This window comes from Mucilaginibacter inviolabilis (assembly GCF_011089895.1).
Classification (GTDB): Bacteria; Bacteroidota; Bacteroidia; order Sphingobacteriales; family Sphingobacteriaceae; genus Mucilaginibacter; species Mucilaginibacter inviolabilis.
Map to the genome: position 1 here is coordinate 3,534,904 of NZ_JAANAT010000001.1, position 24,724 is coordinate 3,559,627.

Annotated in this window: 20 protein-coding genes; 11 read left to right on the forward strand and 9 right to left on the reverse strand. The window is 42.8% G+C overall.

Features of this window, described 5'->3' with window-relative positions; genetic code table 11:
* Positions 1 to 39: 39 nt before the first annotated feature.
* The 7 genes from G7092_RS14585 to kdpF all read right to left on the reverse strand — a co-directional run bounded on the left by G7092_RS14585 (position 40) and on the right by kdpF (position 9,266).
* On the reverse strand, positions 40 to 1,752 hold the full coding sequence (locus tag G7092_RS14585; RefSeq protein ID WP_166090507.1) for a HAMP domain-containing sensor histidine kinase: 1,713 nt from the start codon (positions 1,750 to 1,752) through the stop codon (positions 40 to 42).
* Position 1,753: 1 nt separating this feature from the next.
* The gene (locus G7092_RS14590) at positions 1,754 to 2,884 is read right to left on the reverse strand and encodes a sensor protein KdpD (RefSeq protein ID WP_166090508.1); all 1,131 of its coding nucleotides are present in this window, start codon (positions 2,882 to 2,884) and stop codon (positions 1,754 to 1,756) included.
* Positions 2,885 to 3,085: 201 nt separating this feature from the next.
* Complete coding sequence (locus G7092_RS14595; RefSeq protein ID WP_166090510.1) at positions 3,086 to 4,420, reverse strand: outer membrane beta-barrel protein; 1,335 nt, start codon at positions 4,418 to 4,420, stop codon at positions 3,086 to 3,088.
* Between the two features lie 304 nt (positions 4,421 to 4,724).
* Positions 4,725 to 5,291, reverse strand: coding sequence for a K(+)-transporting ATPase subunit C (locus tag G7092_RS14600; RefSeq protein WP_166090511.1), 567 nt, complete (start codon positions 5,289 to 5,291; stop codon positions 4,725 to 4,727).
* 137 nt (positions 5,292 to 5,428) lie between these two features.
* Positions 5,429 to 7,459, reverse strand: coding sequence for a potassium-transporting ATPase subunit KdpB (gene kdpB, locus G7092_RS14605; protein WP_166090512.1), 2,031 nt, complete (start codon positions 7,457 to 7,459; stop codon positions 5,429 to 5,431).
* A 2-nt stretch (positions 7,460 to 7,461) separates the two neighbouring features.
* A complete protein-coding gene (gene kdpA, locus G7092_RS14610) occupies positions 7,462 to 9,177 on the reverse strand; it encodes a potassium-transporting ATPase subunit KdpA (protein ID WP_166090514.1) in 1,716 nt (571 codons plus the stop codon).
* Between the two features lie 11 nt (positions 9,178 to 9,188).
* On the reverse strand, positions 9,189 to 9,266 hold the full coding sequence (kdpF, locus tag G7092_RS30975; RefSeq protein ID WP_076377293.1) for a K(+)-transporting ATPase subunit F: 78 nt from the start codon (positions 9,264 to 9,266) through the stop codon (positions 9,189 to 9,191).
* 608 nt (positions 9,267 to 9,874) lie between these two features.
* Here kdpF and G7092_RS14620 point away from each other — a divergent pair.
* Positions 9,875 to 10,729: a helix-turn-helix domain-containing protein gene (locus G7092_RS14620; protein ID WP_166090515.1), complete on the forward strand. Its 855-nt coding sequence runs from the start codon at positions 9,875 to 9,877 to the stop codon at positions 10,727 to 10,729.
* 75 nt (positions 10,730 to 10,804) lie between these two features.
* A complete protein-coding gene (locus tag G7092_RS14625) occupies positions 10,805 to 11,515 on the forward strand; it encodes a ferredoxin reductase domain-containing protein (RefSeq protein ID WP_166090516.1) in 711 nt (236 codons plus the stop codon).
* Here G7092_RS14625 and G7092_RS14630 read toward each other — a convergent pair.
* Positions 11,490 to 11,873, reverse strand: coding sequence for a DoxX family protein (locus G7092_RS14630; protein WP_166090517.1), 384 nt, complete (start codon positions 11,871 to 11,873; stop codon positions 11,490 to 11,492). The two genes, G7092_RS14625 and G7092_RS14630, sit on opposite strands and share 26 nt — an antisense overlap.
* A gap of 94 nt (positions 11,874 to 11,967) precedes the next feature.
* On the opposite strand from G7092_RS14630, the gene G7092_RS14635 reads away from it, so the two are divergent.
* From G7092_RS14635 to G7092_RS14655, 5 genes are all read left to right on the forward strand, one after another.
* Complete coding sequence (locus G7092_RS14635; protein WP_166090518.1) at positions 11,968 to 12,366, forward strand: winged helix-turn-helix transcriptional regulator; 399 nt, start codon at positions 11,968 to 11,970, stop codon at positions 12,364 to 12,366.
* A gap of 50 nt (positions 12,367 to 12,416) precedes the next feature.
* Positions 12,417 to 12,986, forward strand: coding sequence for a Crp/Fnr family transcriptional regulator (locus G7092_RS14640; RefSeq protein WP_166090519.1), 570 nt, complete (start codon positions 12,417 to 12,419; stop codon positions 12,984 to 12,986).
* A gap of 368 nt (positions 12,987 to 13,354) precedes the next feature.
* Complete coding sequence (locus tag G7092_RS14645; protein WP_166090520.1) at positions 13,355 to 14,653, forward strand: glucosidase family protein; 1,299 nt, start codon at positions 13,355 to 13,357, stop codon at positions 14,651 to 14,653.
* A gap of 211 nt (positions 14,654 to 14,864) precedes the next feature.
* Positions 14,865 to 17,939: a SusC/RagA family TonB-linked outer membrane protein gene (locus G7092_RS14650; RefSeq protein ID WP_166090521.1), complete on the forward strand. Its 3,075-nt coding sequence runs from the start codon at positions 14,865 to 14,867 to the stop codon at positions 17,937 to 17,939.
* Positions 17,940 to 18,018: 79 nt separating this feature from the next.
* Positions 18,019 to 19,527 carry a RagB/SusD family nutrient uptake outer membrane protein gene (locus G7092_RS14655; protein WP_166090522.1) on the forward strand — a complete coding sequence of 503 codons (1,509 nt, stop codon included), beginning with the start codon at positions 18,019 to 18,021 and terminating at the stop codon, positions 19,525 to 19,527.
* 74 nt (positions 19,528 to 19,601) lie between these two features.
* On the opposite strand, the gene G7092_RS14660 is transcribed toward G7092_RS14655, so the two are convergent.
* On the reverse strand, positions 19,602 to 22,376 hold the full coding sequence (locus tag G7092_RS14660) for an ABC transporter permease (RefSeq protein ID WP_235953829.1): 2,775 nt from the start codon (positions 22,374 to 22,376) through the stop codon (positions 19,602 to 19,604).
* Between the two features lie 296 nt (positions 22,377 to 22,672).
* Between G7092_RS14660 and G7092_RS14665 the strand changes: the two genes are divergently transcribed.
* The 4 genes from G7092_RS14665 to G7092_RS14680 all read left to right on the forward strand — a co-directional run bounded on the left by G7092_RS14665 (position 22,673) and on the right by G7092_RS14680 (position 24,561).
* The gene (locus tag G7092_RS14665; RefSeq protein WP_166090523.1) at positions 22,673 to 23,278 is read left to right on the forward strand and encodes a DUF998 domain-containing protein; all 606 of its coding nucleotides are present in this window, start codon (positions 22,673 to 22,675) and stop codon (positions 23,276 to 23,278) included.
* Positions 23,279 to 23,289: 11 nt separating this feature from the next.
* Positions 23,290 to 23,652, forward strand: a complete 363-nt coding sequence (locus tag G7092_RS14670) for a hypothetical protein (protein WP_166090524.1) — start codon at positions 23,290 to 23,292, stop codon at positions 23,650 to 23,652.
* A 235-nt stretch (positions 23,653 to 23,887) separates the two neighbouring features.
* The gene (locus tag G7092_RS14675; protein ID WP_166090525.1) at positions 23,888 to 24,274 is read left to right on the forward strand and encodes a chorismate mutase; all 387 of its coding nucleotides are present in this window, start codon (positions 23,888 to 23,890) and stop codon (positions 24,272 to 24,274) included.
* Positions 24,274 to 24,561, forward strand: coding sequence for a hypothetical protein (locus G7092_RS14680; RefSeq protein WP_166090526.1), 288 nt, complete (start codon positions 24,274 to 24,276; stop codon positions 24,559 to 24,561). Before G7092_RS14675 ends, G7092_RS14680 begins: the two co-directional genes overlap by 1 nt.
* The last annotated feature ends 163 nt before the right edge of the window (positions 24,562 to 24,724 follow it).

The window sequence follows — 24,724 nt, forward strand, 5'->3', positions numbered from 1 at the left end:
TTCGTTCCTCAGCATGACAAATGGAAGAAAAGCAGCTCATCAAGCCACCCTTTTCAATGTAAAGGCAAACCTGCTGCCTGCGCCCAGTTCGCTATCGACTGCTATCTTGCCTGATTGCGCCTCGATAAAATCTTTGGCGATGGCCAGGCCCAGACCTGTACCGGTTTGATCGGCGGTGGCATTAGGCACTTTGAAATAGCGTTCGAAGAGGCGCGACAGGTATTGCTCTTCGATTCCCTTGCCATGATCCTGTACCGAAAATTCAATCTCGTCGGTATGGCGCTTTTTCACCACCAGCTCTACTGTCGATTTTTCGTGGCTGTATTTTATAGCGTTTGACAGCAGGTTGATGAGCACCCAGGTGGTTTTGTCCAGATCGGCATGCACATCGGGCAGGTTTTCATCACAATCAACCTTGATGGTCACCTGTTTTTGATCGGCTATAAATCTGATGGCCTTCACCGCGTAATCCACAATATTTTTAGGATGGGTTTTGCCAAAATTAAGCTGCAGCTTACCGGTTTCTACCTGGGCCATATCCAGTAATTCGCCGGTTATTTGCAGCAGGCGGCGGGCATCTTCCTCAATGTTTTCCAACAATTGCCTTTGCTCGGTATTTACATCGCCTATGCGCACATCCTCCAATAATTTGAGGCTCATTTTAATGGATGATATCGGGGTTTTCAGTTCGTGCGATATGGTGGCAATGAAATTGGTTTTTGCCTCATCCAGCTGTTGGTATTCGGTAATATTTTTCAGGATGATCACTTTGCCTATTACCCTGCCCTTACTGGTTACCGATAGTGATTCGCGCGAGTAAAAACTCTCCCGGTTATCGGCAAATATTTTGAGTTTGCTTTGGTCATTCACCAGCAGGTTGCGCAGCAGGTCGTTTTCGGTAGCTACATCAGGTGCATAGCGGCCATTCAACTGATCGGCCGTCATACCGATCAAGGAGCAGGCCACTTCGTTGGCAAATATGATGATCATTTTTTCGTCAAGCCCCACAATGGCATCATGCATGGAGTTGATGATGGTTTCGATCCGTTTTTTCTCAAAAAGGAGATTGGCGAGGTTGCTGTTCTCAAATTCGTCAAGCTTGCGGGTCATGTTGTTAAAGGCCCGACCCAGTTCACCAAATTCGTCATCTGACTTAAAATCAATCTGTTGATGGTAATTACGATTGGATACCTCTTTGATGCGGGCGGTAAGTTCCCTAAGCGGATTAGCGATATAACCCGGAAAATTAACCGCGAAACTAAAGGCCACCAGGAATAAAAAGGCACCGCAGAAAGCAACCAGTATGGTAGCGCGGCTGGCTGTACCTTTGGCAATGTCATTTTTATGCGAAATAGCCGTCATGTTGAGCTGCATAAACTTGTAAACCAATTGTCTGGCCTGTACACGTAATGGCGATAGCTGGCCGGCATCATTATTTACCAGTTTAATTTTTTCGAAAACAGCACGCAGTGAAGCAGCCGCTTCACCTTCGCCGGGTTCGGTAATGTTATGCTCTTCCAGTACCAGGTTGGTTTCAATTGTTTTTAACTGCGCCGGGTTAAGCGGCCCTCCATTAGCATCAACCGCCGACAGGATCTGCTGGCCGTACTGTAATGATTTATAGTTATCTTTTAAAATAGCACCCGCATCGGCCGACAGGCGGTTGAGGAAATACACCGACAACCCGCAGCAGATGAATGACAGTACAAACAAAAACCCGATGCCTGTACGTAGTTTATTTTTAATGGTCATGTTATGATAGTATTACAAGGTCAATATCTGTTTTAGACATTTTATTCAACAATTGGGTAAACACTGCCGTTTTCATGATCACCTGGTAAAATTTAAACCTCGGTTTACCAATACAAATGGTAGTGATATCATATTTTTCGGCCGTTTCCCAGATGGCCTTTGCTATTTGATCATTTTTTACTTTGAGTACCTCGCCCCCCAGCTGTGTAGCCAGTTTCATATTGTTGATGAGGTGGCGCTGCGATGCCAGATTTATTTTATCGCTGCTCTCGCGCGAGGTTTGTACATACAGCACATACCATTTAGACCGATAGTAGGACGACAGCCGGGCCGTTTTGCGTATAATTATTTTGGCCGATTCGTCATTGGTACTAATGCAGGCCAAAAACAGTTCGGGCCGCAGCTTGATATTTTTAGGTATCTCGATATCAATTTTCCGTTCTACCTGGTGGGCCACTTCGCGCAGGGCCAGTTCCCGCAGCTGCAATATCCGCTCGGCCTGGAAAAAGTTATTGAGCGCCAGCGGTACTTTCTTTTCGTCATATATCTTTCCCTCCTTTAAACGGTCAATCAATTCATCGGCAGTCAAATCTATATTCACTACTTCATCGGCCATTTGCAAAACTTTATCCGGGATGCGCTCCGTAATGGTTGCCCCTGTGATGCGCTGCACTTCCTCATTCAGGCTTTCCATATGTTGAATATTTACTGCACTGATCACATTGATGCCTGCGTTCAATATCTGCATCACATCCTGCCAGCGTTTTTCGTTGCTGCTGCCCTCGATATTGGTGTGGGCCAGCTCATCTACTATCACCACTTCGGGGCGCAGGCTGATGATGGCTTTCAGATCCATCTCTTCCAACTCCTTGCCTTTATAAAACAATTTACGACGGGGTATTACGGGCAAGCCTTCCAATTGCGCCACGGTTTCTTTACGACCGTGGGTTTCAACGTAGCCTATTTTAACATCAATACCATTACGCATCAGGGCTTGGGCTTCCAGCAGCATGCGGTAGGTTTTACCCACACCGGCGCTCATGCCTATGTAAACCTTAAATTTACCCCTCCTGGAACGTTTGATGAGTTCCAGGAAATGCTCAACCGACTGCTCTTTATTTTCTTCGCTCATTTAAGTTTCTGTTATAAAGCACCCTCGCTTAAACTTAACATTTTCATCACTAATATTTTTTTATAAAACTAATAAAAGGAGATTCCGAAAAATCCCCTTTTATAGTATGAATGTTCGTCAACCAAACTTATAATTAACAACCAAACATTAATTATAAAAAACAATCATACATTCTCTTACACTTATATTCTATTCCTTTTTTCAGAAGCGTGCAATTATATCCACTGCTGCTGAGTATTGATCTTTTTTTGTTCCGTTATCATAAGGAGTGACACCGTTTGCATAAGCACGCTCGTACCTTATTTCGGGACGTATGCGTATGTAATTATTAAAGTGATGTACAAACCCTATGGTATGATCGGTATAGCTTGATGCAAAACCTGTTCTGTTACCCTGCGGATCGCTCAGATAACCGTTGCGTATAGATATGTAATCATGTGTTGACAACTTGATCTGAAAATAGTTAACCGCGCCAACTGCCTGCGCTGCCCCTGGTATAGGATTACCTGCACCAACATTGGTATAAAAAGGTCTCGGAGGGCCGTCAATCACAGTACCGCCAACTAAGGCGTCATGTTGCCACATATAATAAACTTCGGTCATCATGTGCAATGTTTCGTTAAACTTATGGCCCCATGTGGCTACTACCATTTGCAAATCATCATGATTATCTTTGTATTTACCCGCTCCCAGGGCGTTTATACCGCCATAAATGGAATCGTCATTATCGTTTGATACCCATCTGGCCATAAGTAAACCATTTACGCTTGCCGCCTTGCTCCATACGGCAACATCATTACCGCCATGTATACCTATTTCCAGCTGCCAGTGTGAGCCCAGTTTAAAAGTTGCCTGCGCACCGGTAAATGTATAAGGGTCGACCGTAAACATGAGCGAGTGGGTATACAAGTAATTATCCGTGGCCCATTGCGCTTCAATATCAGCCGGAGATATAAATCGCCCTACTTTTACCAATAAGCCATCGGCTACTTTTGGAAAATATAAAAGCCCATAAATCTCGGCCGGATCAACGCCATATTTGTTATTGTGCTTCAGCAGCTGATCACTAAAATAACCCTTGCCGGTAGTGTATCGATAATCGGTTCCAAATATGGTGGTTGATAAAAATCCATAATCAAAATGATCTGTTTGAACCGTGTTTGGCTGTTTATCAAACTTTAAACCTACCTGGTCAAGAAACACCGAATTAGGAATAATATCATAGGAAGTTGGGGCATTTGAATGTTTTGACGAACTGATATCGCCGCCAACATCAATCCATCCATAAATTTTTACTTTACTTTTTGTTATCCCTAATGCCTTTTGCAAAGGGTAATCGGGCGCGGTAGCATCCACCCCAATTAAAGGGGCCCCATCCCAATCCGAAACCGGAAACGGAAGTGAAGAAATTGGGGATGGTAGCGAGCGTGCCACGGTATCTTTTTTAATGGTCTTAACTTTTATTGTATCTTTTTGAGCGTGCGCCTGTAAGCTGATAACCGCTGCGGCAATTATTATTAGGGGTATTCTTTTCATTACTGTTTATTAATACTTCTGTGAGATTTATTTTATTTCAAACCCGGAGCTTTGTATTTATTCCCCTTCGGTTCCTTTAGCTAAAAAGGAGTCATGGATTTAATTTAGTTACTCAATTAATCAATAAGCAGGTTGAATTAAAGGAGCCGCGATTTTTTTATTTTTCCAGCCGTTGTTGTTGTCACCAGCAACTTTATCTTTTATACCGCTGTTCTGATTTGCCTGCCTGGTGGTTGTTAGTGACAACAACGGCAAGCAGGGGTGTGTTACTCATCTGTTCCACACCCCATTCACATTGTCCCGGTTATTTTTTAAGCTCGTTTAAAGCTATATTCAGTTTAAGCACATTTACTTTTGATGGACCAAACAGGCCCCACATAGGTTTTTCGGTATGTTCATCAACCAGTTTGGTTAACTGGTCGGCAGATAAACCGCGTACTTTAGCAATGCGGGCTACCTGTACCTGCGCACCGGCAGGTGAAATATCCGGATCCAAACCACTGCCTGATGCGGTAACCATTTCGGCAGGGATCTGCGCACGGGTTACACCAGGGTTGTGTTTTAAGAAATCCTCGATACGTTTTTCAACGTCTTTCAGGTAATCAGGATTTGAGGGACCTTTGTTTGAACCGCCTGATCCGGCAGCGTTATAATCAACTGCCGATGGGCGGCCCCAGAAGTATTCGTCCTTTGTAAATTTCTGACCTTCCAACGCATAGCCAACCACATGGCCTTTATAGCTTAATGTTTCGCCATCACCATGGCCGGGAGTTAATTTACCTACACCGGCAATAGCCAGTGGATATATGCCTGCAGTTATCACGATCATGATGAGCGTTAACTTTAATGAGGGCAACAAATATGTTTTCATTTTTTTAATTATTGATTTAGTGAATTAGTGAATTCTGTTGTCTGAACTCGAATTTTTAGAATTTAAGAATTAACAGAATTCTATTATTTATTTAAATCCGAAATCGAACGTCCGAAATCCGAAATCATATCTCACATTTATAAAAATATTCCTACCGCCAGGTCAATCAGTTTGATACCTATAAATGGTATCAGTACACCGCCTAAGCCGTATATCAACAGGTTGCGGCGCAACAGGGCGCTGGCTCCTATCGGTTTGTATTCCACACCTCTTAGTGCCAATGGTATGAGCAATGGTATAATGATGGCGTTAAATATTACGGCCGATAATATGGCCGACTCCGGACTGTGCAGATCCATGATGTTGAGCGCTTTTAATGATGGTATAGATACCATGAACAGCGCCGGCACAATGGCGAAATACTTGGCCACGTCATTAGCTATACTGAAAGTGGTAAGCGTACCGCGGGTCATCAACAACTGTTTACCTATTTCCACAATCTCAATCAGTTTGGTGGGATCGTTATCCAGGTCCACCATGTTACCGGCTTCTTTAGCAGCCTGGGTACCGCTGTTCATGGCCACGCCTACGTCGGCCTGTGCCAGTGCCGGGGCATCATTGGTACCGTCGCCCATCATGGCTACCAGTTTACCGCCCTGCTGTTCTTTTTTAATGTAGTTCATTTTATCTTCGGGCTTAGCCTCGGCAATAAAATCATCCACACCGGCTTTTTCGGCAATAAACTTGGCAGTAAGCGGATTGTCACCGGTTACCATTACGGTTTTAACACCCATTTTACGCAGGCGCTCAAAACGTTCGGCAATACCGGTTTTGATGATATCCTGCAGCTCGATAACCCCCATGATCTGTTCATTTTGCGATACCACTAATGGGGTACCACCGTTTGAAGAGATCTTTTTAACATTGTCTTCCACTTCTGTTGGGAACTGGTGACCGGCCTTCAAGGCTATGTTACGGATAGAATCAAATGCTCCTTTACGGATGCGCAAACCTTCGGGAGTATCCAAACCGCTGGAACGGGTTTCGGCAGTAAACTTGATAAATACCGAGTCTTTAGGAGCAACAACTTTTGGCATGGCTTTATCCTCATGCGCCAGTTCCACTATCGATTTACCTTCGGGAGTTTCATCCGCCAGGGAGCTTAGTACGCAGGCGGCAACAAAGTTTTCACGGGTGATGCCTGTAGCGGGGTAAAAGTTGGTTGCTTTACGGTTACCTATGGTGATGGTACCGGTTTTATCCAGTAACAAAGTGTCCAGGTCACCGGCAGTTTCCACTGCTTTACCAGATTTGGTAATCACATTGGCCCGTAAAGCCCTGTCCATCCCCGCAATACCGATGGCTGATAACAGACCACCGATAGTTGTAGGGATTAAACACACGAACAGGGATATAAAAGCAGCTATAGTTATAGGGGTATTTGCATAATCTCCAAATGGTTTCAGAGTAACACACACAATCACGAAGATGAGCGTGAAGCCTGACAGCAGAATAGTTAAAGCTATTTCATTGGGTGTTTTCTGGCGCGATGCACCTTCAACCAGGGCAATCATCTTATCCAGGAAGCTTTCGCCGGGCTGAGTAGTAACCATTACCTTGATTCGGTCTGACAGTACTTTGGTACCACCGGTAACGGATGATTTATCGCCGCCTGATTCGCGGATAACCGGGGCAGATTCGCCGGTAATGGCCGATTCATCAATGGTAGCGATACCTTCAATGATCTCGCCATCGGTAGGGATGTTATCTCCTGTTTCGCAGATAAACACATCGCCTTTTTTAAGCTGAGACGACATCACCATTTGTTCTTTGCCGTTTACCAGCAGGCGGGCGGGTGTTTCTTCGCGGGTTTTGCGCAGGCTTTCGGCTTGTGCTTTACCACGGGCTTCGGCAATAGCTTCGGCGAAGTTGGCAAACAGCACGGTTAAAAATAATACAACAAATACGGTAAAGTTATAAGCAAAACTACCCTGACCTTTATTGGCAAAAGAGTAAATGCTTACGATGAGCATCACCACTGTACCAATCTCTACAGTGAACATCACCGGGTTGCGGAACAGGATGCGTGGGTTTAGTTTGATGAATGATTGCTTGAAAGCCTCTTTCATCTGGTCGCCCTGGAATAATGTATTTTGATTTGAGTTCATGACTATTTTAATGAAAAGTGTTCGGCAATTGGGCCTAATGCTAATGATGGGAAGAATGACAAGGCAGCAATGATGATGATTACCGCGAAGATCATGACCCCAAAGGTTGATGTATCACTTTTTAATGTACCGGCCGATTCAGGAATGAATTTTTTATTGGCCAGTAAACCGGCAATAGCCAGCGGCCCAATAATGGGCAGGAACCTGCCCAGTATCATCACGATACCTGTGGTAACGTTCCAGAAAATATTACCATCTCCCAAACCTTCAAAGCCCGAACCGTTGTTGGCTGCTGATGAAGTGTACTCATACAACATTTCGGAAAAACCATGGTTGCCCGGGTTATTTAACCAGGTTGATGGCTTAACGGCCCAGTCGGCGCCAGCCATGTTTACCACCACATAGGATGATATGGCCAAACCTACCAGGATAATAAAAGGGTGCAGCAAAGCAATCAGCGAAGCGATCTTCATTTCGCGGGCCTCTATCTTACGGCCAAAAAACTCCGGTGTTCGTCCTACCATCAACCCGGATATAAATACCGCGATGATGATAAAGATGTAAAAGTTGAGGATACCCACACCGCAACCGCCATAAAAGCAGTTCACCATCATACCCAGCAACATCATGTTACCAGACATTGGCATAGCGCTATCATGCATGGAGTTTACCGAACCGGTAGATATAATGGTGGTGATTACACTCCAGTAGGCCGAGTTAGCCGGGCCAAACCGTACTTCCTTACCTTCCATAGCGCCGGTTGTTTGACTGACACCCATGTGGGCAATAGCCGGGTTACCATTCAGTTCGGCATTCATGGTTGGTATCAGGAACAGGAGCATGCCTATCGTCATCACGCCAAACACCACGTAAGAAAATTTCTTTTTATTCAGATAAAAGCCTAAAGCAAATACCAGGGCTATAGGAATCAGGGTTTGTGCTACCAGTTCGGTAGTGTTGGTTAAGTAGTTAGGGTTTTCAATAGGATGAGCAGAGTTGGCGCCGAACCAGCCGCCGCCGTTTGTACCTAAATGCTTAATAGCAACTAAGGCAGCAACCGGTCCGCGGGATACGTGCACGGTATCGCCCTGCATACTAATAAAAGTATCTTTACCGGCATAGCTGGTGGTCATGCCGTTGAAGGCTAAAATAACAGCTATTACAAATGATATAGGTAATAATACACGGGTAATGGTTTTTACAAAGTAATCCCAAAAGTTACCCAGTTTATCGGTCACTTTATCTTTCATGGCCCTGAATACCACGATGAGCGCGGCAATACCTGTAGCTGCGGATACAAAGTGCAGGAACATGAATACAAAGTGCTGTGTAAAATAAGTAGCGCCGCTTTCGCCGGAGTAGTGCTGTAAGTTACAGTTCACTAAAAAGCTGATAGCGGTATTGAAAGCAGTATCAGGTGACTGACCAGGGTTAGCATCCGGATTGAGTGGCAGATGGCCCTGTGCCATTAAACAAACAAAAGCATATATGAGCCATACACTATTAATAGTAAGCAGGGCAAATAAATGCTGTTTCCAGTTCATTTCTTTTTTGGCGTCGATGCCGCTGAAGCGGAAAATAAAACGTTCCAACGGGGCCAGAAAGTCGAGCCAGGTTTTCTCGCCTTTAAAAACACGGGCGATGTATCGGCCAAGGGGTATAGCCAGCGCGAGCGTGAGGAGGTAGGTAAATATTACACCTGAGATTTCAGTGTTCATGGTTTAAATAATTAAAATTTTTCGGGTTTAAGCAGCACGTACACCATGTATACAAACACGGCTATAGCCACAATGAATAATGCGATCATGGTGATTAGATTTTTTCGAAGTAATTAACTGATTTAAAAAAGATCCAGAAGATGGCTGCGAAGACCACCACATAAATAATAACCTGTAAAACATCCATAGTATTAAATATTTTAAGAGTCCCTTTACCAAGCAAATGCCAATAAATAAAATATACAAGTAAATAACTGTACTACAGCCATTTATTTAGTTCATTAAAACTACCTGGCGGGTTTCTGATCAAAATAAACCTATCAAAATGATAGGCTAAATATCAAAGTGGGAGTTGGATAAGGATTGTTTGGGCTTGCGGAACGTGCTACAGACAATTCACCCGTTTACGTTTTGCCGGCCATCACATAAAAAACGCGTCATTGCGAGGTACGAAGCAATCTCTACATAGGCAGCTCAGCCATTCGGGTTAACTTGCTCTGTACAGCATAAAGATTGCTTCGTACAGCAATGACGTGTGGATAGATTTCTTCCCCTCTTTTCGCCGTAGGCGAAGAGAGGGACATCCAGCGAAGCGTAGACTGGGTGAGTCGGTTCTGCTCCATTCCTAATAAATTTTGACATTTAAACAGCCTTTCTTCTGCCCAAATAGCCATATATTGGCCCTGATAACAAAAAAATGAGAGATATTCCGTTCCATCAACTCAGAGAGCGCGCCTCCACGGGCCTCGAGATCAGGCGTTTTGTTGCCGGGGATGTACCTACCGATGAAGCTGATACCCTGGGTGCGCATCGGGATGATCATTATATATTTTTTGTTATTGAAGAAGGTACGGCATCCCTCATGATCGATTTTCAGGAACTCAGGTTCGGTGCATCTTCCTTGTATTATATATTGCCAGGTCAGGTACATCACCGTATCCGCAATGAGATAGCTTATGGATGGTTCATCGCTATCGACGCTCTGCTGATTGCGCCCGACTACCGGAATGTTTTTGAAAGCCAGCTGGTATTACAACAGCCTTTTACACTTACTGAGGTCCAATTTCGCCAATGCACCGATCTGTTAGCCCTGATGCAGGAAAAATACCTGGAAGAAAAACCAGGTCCGTTTTATTTGCAGGTGGTACATTCCCTGGTACAATCATTTGTAGGGATTGCGGCATGTTGCTTCAGCGGATTTTGCAACCCGCAGTTTGCCTTGTCAAGACCCGTACAATTAGCCCAGGAATTTAAAAAACTACTGGCCGACAATATCCGGCAGGTTAAAAGCCCATCAGCCTATGCCTCTATGCTCCATGTTTCAGAAACTTATTTGAATGAGGCGCTGAAAAAAGTAACCGGACTTTCGGTAAGTTACTGGATACAACAGGAGGTGCTGCTTGAAGCTAAACGCTTACTGTATTACAGCGAGATGAACGTAAAAGAAATTGCCCACGCACTTGGTTACACCGATCATACTTATTTTTCAAGACTGTTTAAAAAGGCCGAAAACATCACCCCGCTTTTATTCCGCAAACATTACCGTAAATAGTCCAATCATTACCTCAAGCTGGCCATTGATTTAGGGATCATTACGCAGTTTCTTTGTATAACTAAAGAACTACCCATGGAAACATCCACTTTTCAAAAAATCAGAAGAAAAGCCGGAAAGCTGTTTGAAAACAGGTTACAATCCGGCCGGGTGCTTGAAGTGCGGCATTGGGAGCCGTCAACCCTTATTGAAATTGACTTGCACCTTCCTTTTGCCGATATAGCACAATGGAACGAAATACCATACATAAAATTCAGAGTCGATGATTTTACCTTCCGCGATTATACCCCATCCGGTTGGGATGCAGAAACCAGTACCTGTACCATTTATGTTGATGCGGCACACAACGGGCCAGGCAGCAGATGGGCCCAGCAACTCAAACAAGACGATATAGTAAGCTATCTTAAAATAGGCTCAACCTATCATAGTCCTGTAGCCACCTCGGCCGTTGTTGCCCTGGGCGACGAAAGCAGCATGGGCCATTTACTGGCTTTGCAAAAAATGGTATTGCCCCATACCCGTTTTTCGGGAGGCCTGGTGATTGGTAACGAGCATCACCGCAAGCTTTTTCACGAATACTTTTGGTCGCCTTTACAACCGGTAGCACGCAAAGATATTTTTGGACATCACAGCCTGATAGAGTGGGTGCTTGATCAGCAATACAGCCTCGAAAACACCGTATTTTACCTGGCAGGTAATAATACCATGGTTGCACAATTGCGCAAACTGCTCAAAAACCAAGGCTATCCGTCGGGTCAGATTAAAGTGCAGGGCTTTTGGTCGTAGCTTGTTTTACCTTGTGATAAGTAATATAAGAAACAGCCAGGAACACCAGGAAAATGACTGGCATGATGCGATAATTTACCGGATCGCCGGATGCGCTGTGGGCTATAAAAGCCGAGATAAAAGTGAAAGTAAAACCTGCGTAAACCCATTCTTTAATAAGCGATTTTAGGGGAATCAATAATAAAACAGCGCCGGCCAGTTTAGCCAAAGCCAGTTCCATCCTGAAATAGCCCGGATAACCCAGGTGATGAAAAGCCTGTAACATGGCAGGCTGTGTTAAATAGGCATAAGCCGAGTAGGTCATCATTAAAGCTACTATAGCCGTGGTTACCCAATAAGTGATCTTGATTGCTTTCATTTCTTTTTTTCAGCAAACTTAGTTACCTTTACTATTAAAAAGATACTACTATACCAAAGGATAGTGGTATCTTTTAGGATAGCAATTATTGTTTATGGAAGGTCAACTGAAAAAAAAAGATCATAGTTCGACAGAGTGTAAGGCCGCCGCGAGCTCGATCAGGGATGCGTTGTATGTGCTCAACGGAAAATGGAAATTGCCGCTTATTGTTACGCTTGTTGATGGACCGCTGCGTTTTAATGATATTCAAAGAGCCTTGAGCGGAATCACTCCTAAAATATTGTCAAAAGAACTCAAAGAACTGGAGCTGAATGAGTTTGTGAAACGGAACGTTTTTTTAACTACCCCGGTTACCGTAACTTATGAGGCCACCCCCTACAGCCAAACCTTAGGACCGGTATTAGATGAGTTGCAAAAATGGGGAACACAGCACCGGGAACGTATAGTTGCCAGTCGGCGTCAGCATGCAGAAACAGTAACTATGGGAGAATAAGCTATAAACGCCTGCCAGCAGCTCCTGCAAACCCGATTTATACCTACACAATGGAATTATTAATCAGTACGATTAAGCAACTGATCCCTCTTTCTTCCAAAGAGGAAACTATTGTTAAAACCCTCTTTAGCGAATTAAACCTCAAGTCTGGCGAATATCTGCTCCGGGACGGGCAGGTGTGTAAGCATGTGGCTTTTATTAATAAAGGACTCGTCAGGTATTTTATCAATAACGATGGCGACGAACGAACTATGTTTTTTAATAAAGAGGGCGAGTTTGTTTGCAATTATATCAGCTTTTTACCGCAGCTACCTTCCGACAAAAACATCCAGGCGCTGGAAGCAACACAGCTATATGTGATCAGTTATGAAAAGCTACAGCGTTTTTACCAGGAGATAAACAGCGGCGAGAAGTTTGGCCGGGTGGCAATTGAACAGGTCTTTTTATCGGCTATACAACAGTTAGATTCTTTATACACCGATTCTCCCGAAGTTCGGTATCAGCAGTTCCTCAATCATTACCCCGATCTTACACAAAGAATTCCACAATACCATATTGCTTCTTATGTGGGTATAAAACCCCAATCATTATCACGCATCCGCAAACGAATTTTCAGCTAATAACCTGTGAACCAAATCCATCAGCATTACTTAATGGTTAACATTGAATTAAATATGTATTTTCATATAAAATTATGAAAGTACATATCCCCCGGCTACAGGGCAGAATTATTAGTTAAATCTAAACTTCTTAATCGATTAAGTTTAAATCTTTATGGCAACTTTTGTAACAAATAGTTTACCTTTAGCCGCCGATTAAGATTTAATAATTACAAAACACCCAAAGATTAACCATTTTATAATACAAAAAATTTGGAAATGAATTTAATGTACGTATGTTTGTACATATAATATAACCAATTTCACACTGTGTGTTTTGCCTTTTCAAAATGCACTTTTAACCATATTACATCCTTAACGATCCCTGCATGAAGATACGTTTACTAGGTGTGCATATATTCCTGTGTTTATTTTATCTGCGTGGTAACGCGCAAGTAAAAGATAAATCTGCTTTGGCCGGTTCTATACTGACAGATAACCGCCTGGATACTATACAGGCACGGGGCTTAAAATTACTTTCCGGTTTCTCTGCCGGCACCTCCTATAACGAAGTATGGATCAGGGATTTTAATACTTTCATTAAAGGATCTTTAAAGGTACATCCCAAAGAAAAGGTAAAAGAAATGCTCCTGATGTTTTTTAAAATTCAGGGCGATGACGGCAACATTGTTGACGGTGTGGTTGACAGCGCAAAAGCTGGTGTAGGTTACCAATACCGCTACTCGGCATTATTACCTGGCTGGGCCGCACATAAAAACACCGTAGAAACCGACCAGGAATCCTCCCTTATTCAGGCTGTAAAAAAATATATAGACGTAACCGGCGACAAATCAATACTTTCTGAAACAATAGGTGCTAAAACGGTTCTGCAACGCATGGAAGATGCATTTGCTTATATCCGGAAAAACAGGTGGTCGGCCCAATACGGTTTAGTTACCGGAGCCACCACCATTGACTGGGGCGATGTGCAACCCGAAACCGGCTGGGGCGTAGCCATTAACGATAAAACTAAATGGGCTATTGATATTTATGATAATGCCATGTTTGTGATGGCTATTCATGATTTTATGGCGATGAAACCCCGGGGCTATCAAACCAAACAAAACTGGACCGCCATAGCCAACTCTATCAAAACAAATGTTCGTAAACACTTGTGGATGCCTGCGGCGCAGAAATACCGCCCGCATATTTATCTGAACGGCAGTCCATTCTCTAAAGATTTTAATGAAGACGAGATTCTGTATAGTGGAGGGTCTATCTGCGCTATACTGGCCGGGTTTAATACACCGGCAGAGGTTAAAGAAATAAACAGACAGTTACTGGCCGCCGCAGCTGTGGATAAATATTCCACGATTGGTAAAACGGTTTATCCAGCCTATCCGGCAGCGCAGTTCCCTAATATGCACCCATACATTTATCAGAATGCCGGCGACTGGACCTGGTTTGGCGGACGGATGATAGCCGCCCTGCTTGCAAACGGTCAGGCAAAAGAAGCATACAATGAATTAATACCAATGGTTGACAGGGCCATTGCCCACAAAGGCTTTTATGAATGGTATGATGTGCAAACCGGTGCCCCAAAAGGCTCTGGCGATTTCAGGGGCGAAGCCGGTGTTTTGTTTGACGCCATTACCGTTTTAAAACAATGGGCTATTAAAAATAAATAAACTACTGATTAGCGTACAACTTTAGAAACCACTTATTAAAATAAATTTCATGAAAAAAAATAATACCATAAAGGTAGCGTGGATTGTTTTGCCCTTTTTTAAGGGTTCCCTTCCCGCATACCATCAGCCCCCTTAATCGTGAGCCGTCCTTTTATATCCATAGGGATATTCCTCCCCTAAAGAATCAATTCTTAAATTATTAATTAACGTTATGAAGAAAAGCCTTATTTACTCGATCCTGTTCACCCTGCTTTCCCTGCAGGCCATGGCACAGATAAAAATTAGCGGAAAGGTTACCAGTGCGCAAGACAACTCGCCTTTACCTGCTGTAAGCATAAAAATAAAAGGTACATCAAGCGGTACCGTAACCGATGTTAGTGGAAACTACAGCATCTCCTTACCAAATGCTAATGCTGTTTTAATATTCTCCTATACCGGTTTTGCCAGCCAGGAAGTAGGTGCCGATGGCAGAAGCACCATTAATATTCAACTAAAAGAAATAGCCAGCGGCCTGAATGAGGTAGTGGTTATTGGTTATGGTACGGCAAAAAAATCTGACCTTACCGGTGCCGTAACTACTATTAAAGCCGATCAATTGCTTGACAAACCAGTACCTAACTTAACCCAGGCTTTACAGGGTAAAGTGGCCGGTGTTGACGTAAGCGTTAACAGCAATGCACCAGGTGCGGGAGCAAAAGTACGTATCAGGGGTATCGGTTCCATCAACTCCAATATCGACCCGGTTTACGTGGTAGACGGTGTGGTAGGTGTTGATCCTAACTCTATCAACCCTAATGACATCGCTTCTATTGAAGTTTTAAAAGATGCATCATCAACAGCTATTTATGGTGTGCGTGGTGCTAATGGTATTATCATGGTAACCACCAAACGTGGTAAAAAAGGCCCTGCTACCATTAGCTACGATGCCAACGCAAACATCAGCGAGCTTTACCGTCACGTACCAACACTTAACTCTAAAGAATTCATAGACATTTACAACCAATCATTTGCAAACGGGGCCAAATTTGATCCTACCGGCGCGGTACAAACACCGGCAAAAGCATTAAACTACGCCAATTTCCCGCTGCTGTTTAATCCAGACAATACACCTAAGTATGATACCAACTGGGAAAAAGAAACCTACAAACCTTCTTTTTCACAAAGCCACCAATTGAATATTCAGGGCGGTAGCGAAAAATCAGTTTACAGCTTATCATTAGGGTATCTTAACCAACACGGCTTAACACCTACATCGGCCTTTAAACGCTATTCCATTAAAATGACTATGGATAACGATGTTAAAGACTGGTTAAAAATTGGTGGTAGCATTAACCTTATCAGCAGCCGTCAGCGTTTGGTAACCGATGGTAACGGAAGTTTGAACGTACCCCGTGCAGTTACCGAAGAAGTACCTATTGTACCTATAAAATATCCTAATGGAAACTGGGCGGGTAATTTTGATATAGCCGGCCTTGAAGGCGCGCCAAACCCTATCCAAATTGCCAATGAGCGTTATACGCTTAACAATAACATGCAAATGTTGGGTAACGTATACTTCCAGTTTAAGATATCAAAAGAGCTTGATTTTAAAACAGATTTCGGTTACAACCTGAGCTCACAAAAAAACAATTTCTACTCATCATTAGCCCTGCAGCACTTATCTGCCGATCAGGGTGGTGTTGCTAATATCAATGCTTACCAAAACTATTTCTGGCAAACAGAAAACTACCTTACCTGGAACAAAAAGATCAATGATCACCAAAGGTTCACTGCCTTGGCGGGTATCTCTTTTAACAGAAACGGGTATGAAAGGGTAAGATCAGAAACGCAAAACTTTATTGATGATTTTTTCCAGTATCATTATCAACAAGCAGGTTCTGTAAAAAGCGCCAATGAATCACAGGATGAAAGCAATTCATTAAACTCCTACTACGGCCGTATCAGTTATAACATTGATGAAAAATACCTGTTCACCGCAACAGGTCGTTATGACGGATCATCCAGGTTCAGTACAAAAAACAAATTCTCATTCTTCCCTTCAGTGGGTGCGGCATGGCGCGTATCTCAGGAAGATTTCCTGAAAAACAGCAAATCTGTTTCTAACTTAAAGCTAAGGGCTAGCTACGGTATAACTGGTAACCAGGAAATTGGTAACTATCGTTCACTTGCACAATACGGAACAGGTCAAACTGTTTTGAATGGTGCCGCACAGATATCTTTATTACCAGCCTATTTGGGCAACCCCGATTTGAAATGGGAAAGAACCAAAATGGTAGATGGTGGTGTGGAACTGGGATTGTTTAACGACAGGATAAACCTGAATGCTGATTTCTACATCAAAAACACCAGCGACCTGTTGTTACAGACACCTATTCCATGGTCTGCAGGTTTTACCACTGCAAACGTTTACAAAAACGTTGGTTCGGTTAGAAACACCGGTATTGAGCTTGCGCTGAACACCGTGAACGTTAGAACCTCTGATTTTGAATGGACAACCAATTTCATATTTGCATCCAACAAAAACAAAGTAACCAAATTGAATGATGGTGGTGCCGATATATTCCCTGGCCCTAACTTCCTGGGTCAAAACTATGTGATCCGTGTGGGTCAGCCATTGGGTTCTTTCTACGGTATGACCCGTGTGGGTACTTATAGCGATTCGCCTGCCGATATTGCCGAAGCCGCCAAACATGGTTTAAAAGCCGGCGACAGAAAGTATATCTACAACGCCGATGGCAGTAACTATTACAGCATCATTGGTCGTGCTTATCCAAAATGGACAGGTACTTTCAGCAGCAGTTTCAGGTACAAACATTGGGATTTCTCTTTCGACATCCGCTTTGTTGAAGGCGTAAATACCGCAGCTAACTTCAAACACTCATCCGAAGACAGGCAAACCATTTCAAACAGCTTAAAAACTGTATTAAATGGCTGGACTCCAAACAACCAGAATACCATGATATCACAGGTGCGTAATTACAAATATGCACAGGATTCGCACTTTGATACCTGGTGGGTAGAGGATGGTTCATTCATACGCGGTCAAAACTTTGTATTAGGTTATACCTTCCCAACTGCTATGTTACAACGTGTGCACATGAGCCGCTTACGCATCTATGCAAGCGTTCAAAACGCGTTCGTGATCACTAAATATACCGGCTACGATCCTGAGGTTGATACATTTAACCAGGGATATGGTTCAAACTCGGCATTTTCACAAAATATAGATTTCTTCGCTAACCCACGTCCGCGTATATGGAACCTTGGCGTACAGGTAGGATTCTAAAAATTGGCGATATGATCAAAACAGACAGAATAATAGCAATGAAGGGTATAATAGAAATCATCTAATAAATCGCATTAAAATGAAAACATTAAAAAATATATTAATCGTATCGTGCATGTTGCTTTCATGCTCATGCAAAAAGTTCCTGGAAGAAAAGCCTACCTCTTTTTTAGGTCCAAATTCTGATCTTTCGAGCGCGAAAGTAGCCCGGGCCTTTGCCAACGCGGGTTATCAAAACCTTGGAGGTTTACTTACCGGGCAATCCGGCTCATACGGTGGTAACACCTGGAACCTGATGGAGTTTATGACTGGTAAGGCAAACAGCGACCTGGGCCAAACCGGGTTTGTAAGTTTCCAAACGCTTACTTACAGCAATACCTCATTTTATTTTGATACCTGGTGGCAACAAATGTATCTGGGTATTGGTGCATGTAACCTGGCTATACAAAAAATACCAACCATTAACGCCTCTGGTTTAGCCGATGCTGATAAAACAAATATGGTAGCCGAGGTGCGCACCCTACGTGCCCTGTATTACTTTTACCTGGTACGTATGTATGGTGCTGTGGTTAAAGTAACCGAACCACCTAAGGATCTGAATTTGAATTTGCCGCGCACACCAGCTAAGCAAATTTATGATGAAATCATTATTCCGGATTTGCTTGCCGCCGAAAAATCAACCTTGCCATGGAAAGATCCATCAGGTAAAGTAACTATGGCTGCTATAAAATCATTGCTGGCCGATGTTTATTTAACTTACGCCGGAGCTGCTATAAACGGTGGCGCCGCAAATTATGCAGAATCGGCAAAACGTTCATTGGATGTAATTCAGAATGGCGGATACACCCTGTTCCCGAATTATACCGATATGATTGTTCCGAGCAATAAAAACAGTCAGGAGTTTATTTTTCAGGTACAGTATGCGGCTTCGGTTCCTACAACCAACCCACTTACTGCACTTACCATCCCTAACTTCTCAGGTATTTCTAAATACTCTGATGAGTATGGTTCAGTTTGGCCTACAGATCAGTTTATTGCTTCATTTGCTGCAGGTGATAAACGTGCTGCCGAAAAGCAGTTCTTTTACACCAGCTACCCAAGCGCTAAAACCGGACAAACCATCACCTTTAAAAATCATTACATCTACAAATGGTTTGATGTAAATGCGGTTACCAACACCATCAAGTCAGATCTGAACTATACCATTTACCGTTTGGCCGATGTGATGTTAATGTATGCCGAAGCATCAAACCGTGCCGAAGGCTCACCAAATGCCAATGCTGTTCAGTATGTAAACCAGATCCGTGCAAGGGCTACCCTGGCTCCGATTGGTGCATTGTCACAAGACGCGTTTGAGAAAGAAGTATGGCTGCAGCGTTATTTTGAGCTTTGCTTTGAAAATAAAATGTGGTTTGATATGATCCGCACCCGCAAAATACATAACGATGTTACCGGTAACTGGGATAATTTTGTAGGTCACAAAACCGTATTCAACGCTACATATTCAGAAAAACAATTATTGTTCCCTTTACCAAAACAGGAAACAGATGTTAATCCAAAATTATTGCCTAATAACCCGGGCTTTTAATCAGCATTAACAAATAAAAACAGAACAGCCCCGATAAAAATCGGGGCTGTTTTTTTATGACAGGCTAAGATGGGCTATTCGCTTCTGAGGCTTTTAACGGGATTAGCGATTGCTGCCTTGATAGATTGAAAACTCACTGTTAATAATGCGATACCGATGGCAACTGTCCCGGCAAATACAAATACCCCCCAGCCAATAGGAATGCGGTAGGTAAAATCCTGCAACCACTTGGTCATGGCCCACCAGGCTATGGGCGATGCGATGATAATGGCAATAAATACCAGCTTTATAAAATTGAGGGACAACAGCGTAGTGATATTGCCAATACTAGCACCCAGCACCTTGCGAATACCGATCTCCTTGCTCCGTTGTTCGGCCATATAGGCAGCCAGGGCAAACAGGCCCAAGCAGGCTATAATAATAGCCAGTATGGCAAAACTGGTAAATATGCGCCCCATGCGTTGTACATCGGCGTACATGTTGGCAAAACGCTCATCCATAAAAGTGTAACGTATAGGTTGATTAGGCGAAAAGCTTTTCCAGGTTCTGGTGATTTCTGCCAGCGTATTTTTCATATCGCCGGTTTTTACTTTTACCGATACAATGGAATTGCTGTTACTTAAATGCATTACCAAAGGCTCTATTCCATCCCGTAACGATTCAAAATTAAAATCCTGAACCACGCCTATGATTGCCTTAGGAGCGCCATAATTCACAATCCGTTTACCTATCGGATTCTTGAGGTTGAGCTTTTTGGCCATGGTTTGATTAATGATCACAGCCTGTGAATCGGTTTTCATGCCGGGGTTAAAATTCCTGCCGGCCACCAGCTTCATACCAAAAGTTTTGATATAATCTTCATCAATATCCCAAAACTGGCCGCCAACTCCGGCATCTATTTTAACCCTGCCTTCATTAAAAAATTCGTTTCCATTACGTTTTGTACCGGCTACCGGTAAAAAATCACTAACGGATACGCTTTTTACTGCCTGCAGCTTCAATAACTCATCTTTAAAATTCTTCACCTCATTATCCAGGGTATTGGTACCTTGAATCATCACCACCTGATCTTTCTCGAACCCCACTTTTTTATTGAGGATGAATTGCATCTGGTTGTAGATAATAAACGTACTGATGATTAAGATAATAGATGTAGTAAATTGGAAAACTACCAGCCCGTTACGTAAGCCAGAACTTTTACTGCCCGAACTTAGTTTGCCTTTCAATACTTCGGCGGGTTTAAAGCCGGATAGATAAAATGCCGGATAAATTCCCGCAACTATTCCAATAATAACAGCTGATACCAATACGGTGGGCAACAACCACCACTGCTGCCAGGGTATAGTTAATGATTTGGAGGCAAGCATATTAAAATAAGGCAATAATATAATCGCCAGTACTAAACCCAAGGCAAAAGAAAAAAAGCTGTATAATAATGATTCGGTAAGGAACTGGCTGATAAGACCACTGCGTTGTGAGCCAACCACCTTACGTAAACCAACCTCTTTAGCGCGATTGGCCGATTTGGCGGTAGAAAGATTGATAAAATTGATACAGGCTATAACTAATATAAAACCAGCCACAGCACCAAACAACCAAATAAAGCGGATATCGCCATGTGACATCCCATCATGAATATCATATGATCGCAGGTTGATATCTTCAATATTCTGGGCACGCATGCTTAACGCATTTTTAATTTTCGAAGCGTTTTTATCCCCGTTCTTGATCATATCAGGGATATAATAATTATTAATTATCCCATCGGTTACCTTTTGGTTAAACCGGGCAACATTAGTCCCTGGTTTTAGGGTAACATAAATGTGATAATTACTGGCCTGCCAGGTAGTCTGTTCGCCGTTCCAAAACTCAACACCGGCAAGCGTCAATAAAAAATCAAATTGATGCAAGTGTGACGTCACCGGGATATCCTGCATTACCGCGCCAATTTTGTACGGTTTACTCTTATTATTATTAAGGTACATGACCTTGCCAACAGGGTTTTGACCCGGAAAATATTTATCAGCCTTACTTTTTGATAGCACCATGGTTAGGGGCTCGGTAAGCGCGTGCGCAGCGTCGCCATAAGCCATAGGCAGTTTCAATATATCAAGCAGCGACTGATCGGCATAGGCGAAACCCTCCTCATGTGTATTTTCGGCTGCATCGCTCCGTTTCAATTCATTGCTGCCCGCACCCCAGAAAAGCGAATTTGGCATCAACCTGCCAAACTGTTCTATCTCGGGAAAATCAGATTTCATTGTTTTGCCCATCACGGCCGGCCAATCAACTCCTTTTTCATGAATATTATCAAAATTGTATTGCCCTACAATCCTGTAAATACGATTGGCATCCGGATAGCTTTTATCAAAGCTCAATTCTTCACGTATATACAGGGCAATAAGCAAACAGGCAGCAATGCTCAGCGCAAAGCCCCCAACTTTGATAGCCGCGTACATTTTTTGTTTGAGCAACTGTCTTACCGCAATTTTTAAATAATTCTTTATCATAGTAATATGGCTTACGAAATAATTAATTGGATCGCTTGGTACTTTTTTTTTAAAACCCAGCTCACGACTGCCGGTCTCTGTTTCTTTATGGGGCTTAGTTATCGAAGATTTCGCTTCAACTTCTCTAATCCGGCTTAGGATCTTTTTAAAAAGAAAATAGCTGTGTTCCTCTTCCGTATGATCCGTTTCGGGTTGCCACCATTTGAGCATGAGTTTTACGCTGCCATTAATCTCCGGGTTTTCTTTAAGCAGTTCATCTAACTCCTGTAGCTCCTGTTCAGATGCTTCATGAGTTAGCTTTTTTATCACCAGGTGCCAGATATGGTCTTCCATGTTCATTTGACAACAGCTTAATTAATTAGGTAGAGCTTATTTTATAATAAAACGCATGCCACTATCATAAAAATTTGATTTTCAGCAAATTAACAACATCTAGCAAATATTAACCTGTTCGGATTCGTACAGGCCGTCCGCTTTTGAGCCATTTACGCTATTCATTTAGTATACACGCAGTTATATGACCCACATTTACACCATTAGGTTGCATCATAATTAACAAAAAAATATACAGTACTATGCATTGTATAGTACCATGTTTTATATATATTTGTTTCGATTTTAACCTCACTACTATCATGAACATCAAAATGTTACTATACACCGGCATTATTATTCCCATAGTTTTTTGGGTATCAACCCTCCTTTGCGGTTTTATTCATGGAAATTATAACCATCTGAGCGACACCATCAGCGAACTTGGTGCCACGGGTACCCGGTCTGAACCTTTAATGGCTACCCTTACTATGTTCAGCGCCATTTTAAGTATGTTTTTTATAATGGGCGTATACGGAGCTTGCAAACAACTAGGGCTTAACCTACTACCAGTATTTACTTTGCCAGCATTCACTTTTATGATGGGATGGGCTGCCATGTATCATGCAGGAAATCATCTGCATTCGGCTTCCGGCCCGGTTTTTTTATTGTTTTATGTAGGCACACTGCTGGTAGTCATTTTATGGCGGGGAAGGCGGGAGCTGGTATCTGTACGGTTAACATCTGTAATAAGCCTGGCGCTGATGATGCTGATATTTTTACGTTTTGTGCCCGCATTTCAGAATACCTACCCAGGCCTTATTCAACGATTTGTGCATTTGGGCTGGTCAGTATGGTTCGTAGGTTTAAGCGTCGGGCTCATCAGGCTAGTGTCTTTACAGGAAAATCAACAACTTTTAAATCATTAAAAATTTATATTATGAAAAAACTACAATTAATCGCAGCTATTGGTATCCTTTTATCAGTAACCGCCTGCAGGTTTGGAAAGAGGCATACCACTATCATGGAAAATGGCAATGGTACCACCGTAAAAATAGAATATGTAGGGCAAACCTTTTTCACCGCCGATGGTACCGGTATTCAAAGCATTTCGCCTAACGGCTATGTAAAATATTCGCGGGATGGCAAGCAACTCATTGCCGAGAGCGATCACTACGGAAAAATCACCTACGAAGTAAACGATGGCGGGAAACAAACCATGCTTAATGATGGAGATAAGGAATTTTTAGCCCAGGCAGTTAAAGACATGATTAAACACGGGCACAACGCCGATGGGCGATGAGGCATAAAAGCTAAAAAAACGCACGTCATGCCGAATTTATTTCGGCATCCCACAGGATATTCACGCTTGTTAGATCTAAGATTTCTCTGTTGCAGACCTATCATGTGTTTACCTACACGTGAGATGCCGAAATAAATTCGGCATGACGTCTGCTTTTAAAATCCAATTGCCCATGTCATTTTATGCATAATTGAAAACATTGATAATAATTAGCGGGTTTATAGGTTAAAAAGACATGAAAATAAAATTGTACAGCCGCGCATTTGGCTTATTATTAGTATCCCTGTTCAGTTATAGTTTAGTTAGCGCACAAACAGCACCAATGAAAACTTCCAAAGGCAACGACCAAACCCTGCAGGTAAGCCGCAAAAAAATAGATTCGCTTGATAAAGCACTGATAGCTTTACTGGGCGAACGCGAAAGAGTGGTAAAAGAAATTGGTGTTTACAAAGCACAAAACAATATCCCCGCATTGCAGGCCGATCGTTTTAAACAGGTGATTGAAAAAAGTATTGAAGCCGGTAAAAAAGAAGGCTTATCAGAAACTTTTGTAACGGAACTGATGAATGCCATCCATAAAGAAAGCCTGCGGATAGAGGAAGAGATTAAGGCTAAAAAATAATGAATACAGAAATCCCGAGCACTAACGGTCATATCATCGAGTTTTTTTTGTGGGAAGATGACGATCTTCTGGAAATTCAATTAGAACCCGAAGCAATCATATTTATGGTTGAGCCCGGGAATTCGATCAAATTTATAGCTATTAATTGCGTGATGGAATTTTCATGGGTAGTAAGAATTTCAGGCAAAGAAAATGGTCTGCAATTATTTCCTGAAAGCAAGGGAGATCATGATATAGAAATATATGAGAATGGTGCTTTACTTGACAACTGGTACAAATACATGTGATCCCTTTTACAAAAGTAATAGCCCATGATTAGACAAGAGACAAGAATTGAACGCGGTATCAACTCACCCCGACATCGCTGCGCTCGTCACCCCTCTCTTCGCCTGCGGCGGAAAGAGGGGATTTCCCTTTCTTATTTTCTTAACCCTCTTTGCGGCGAAGCCG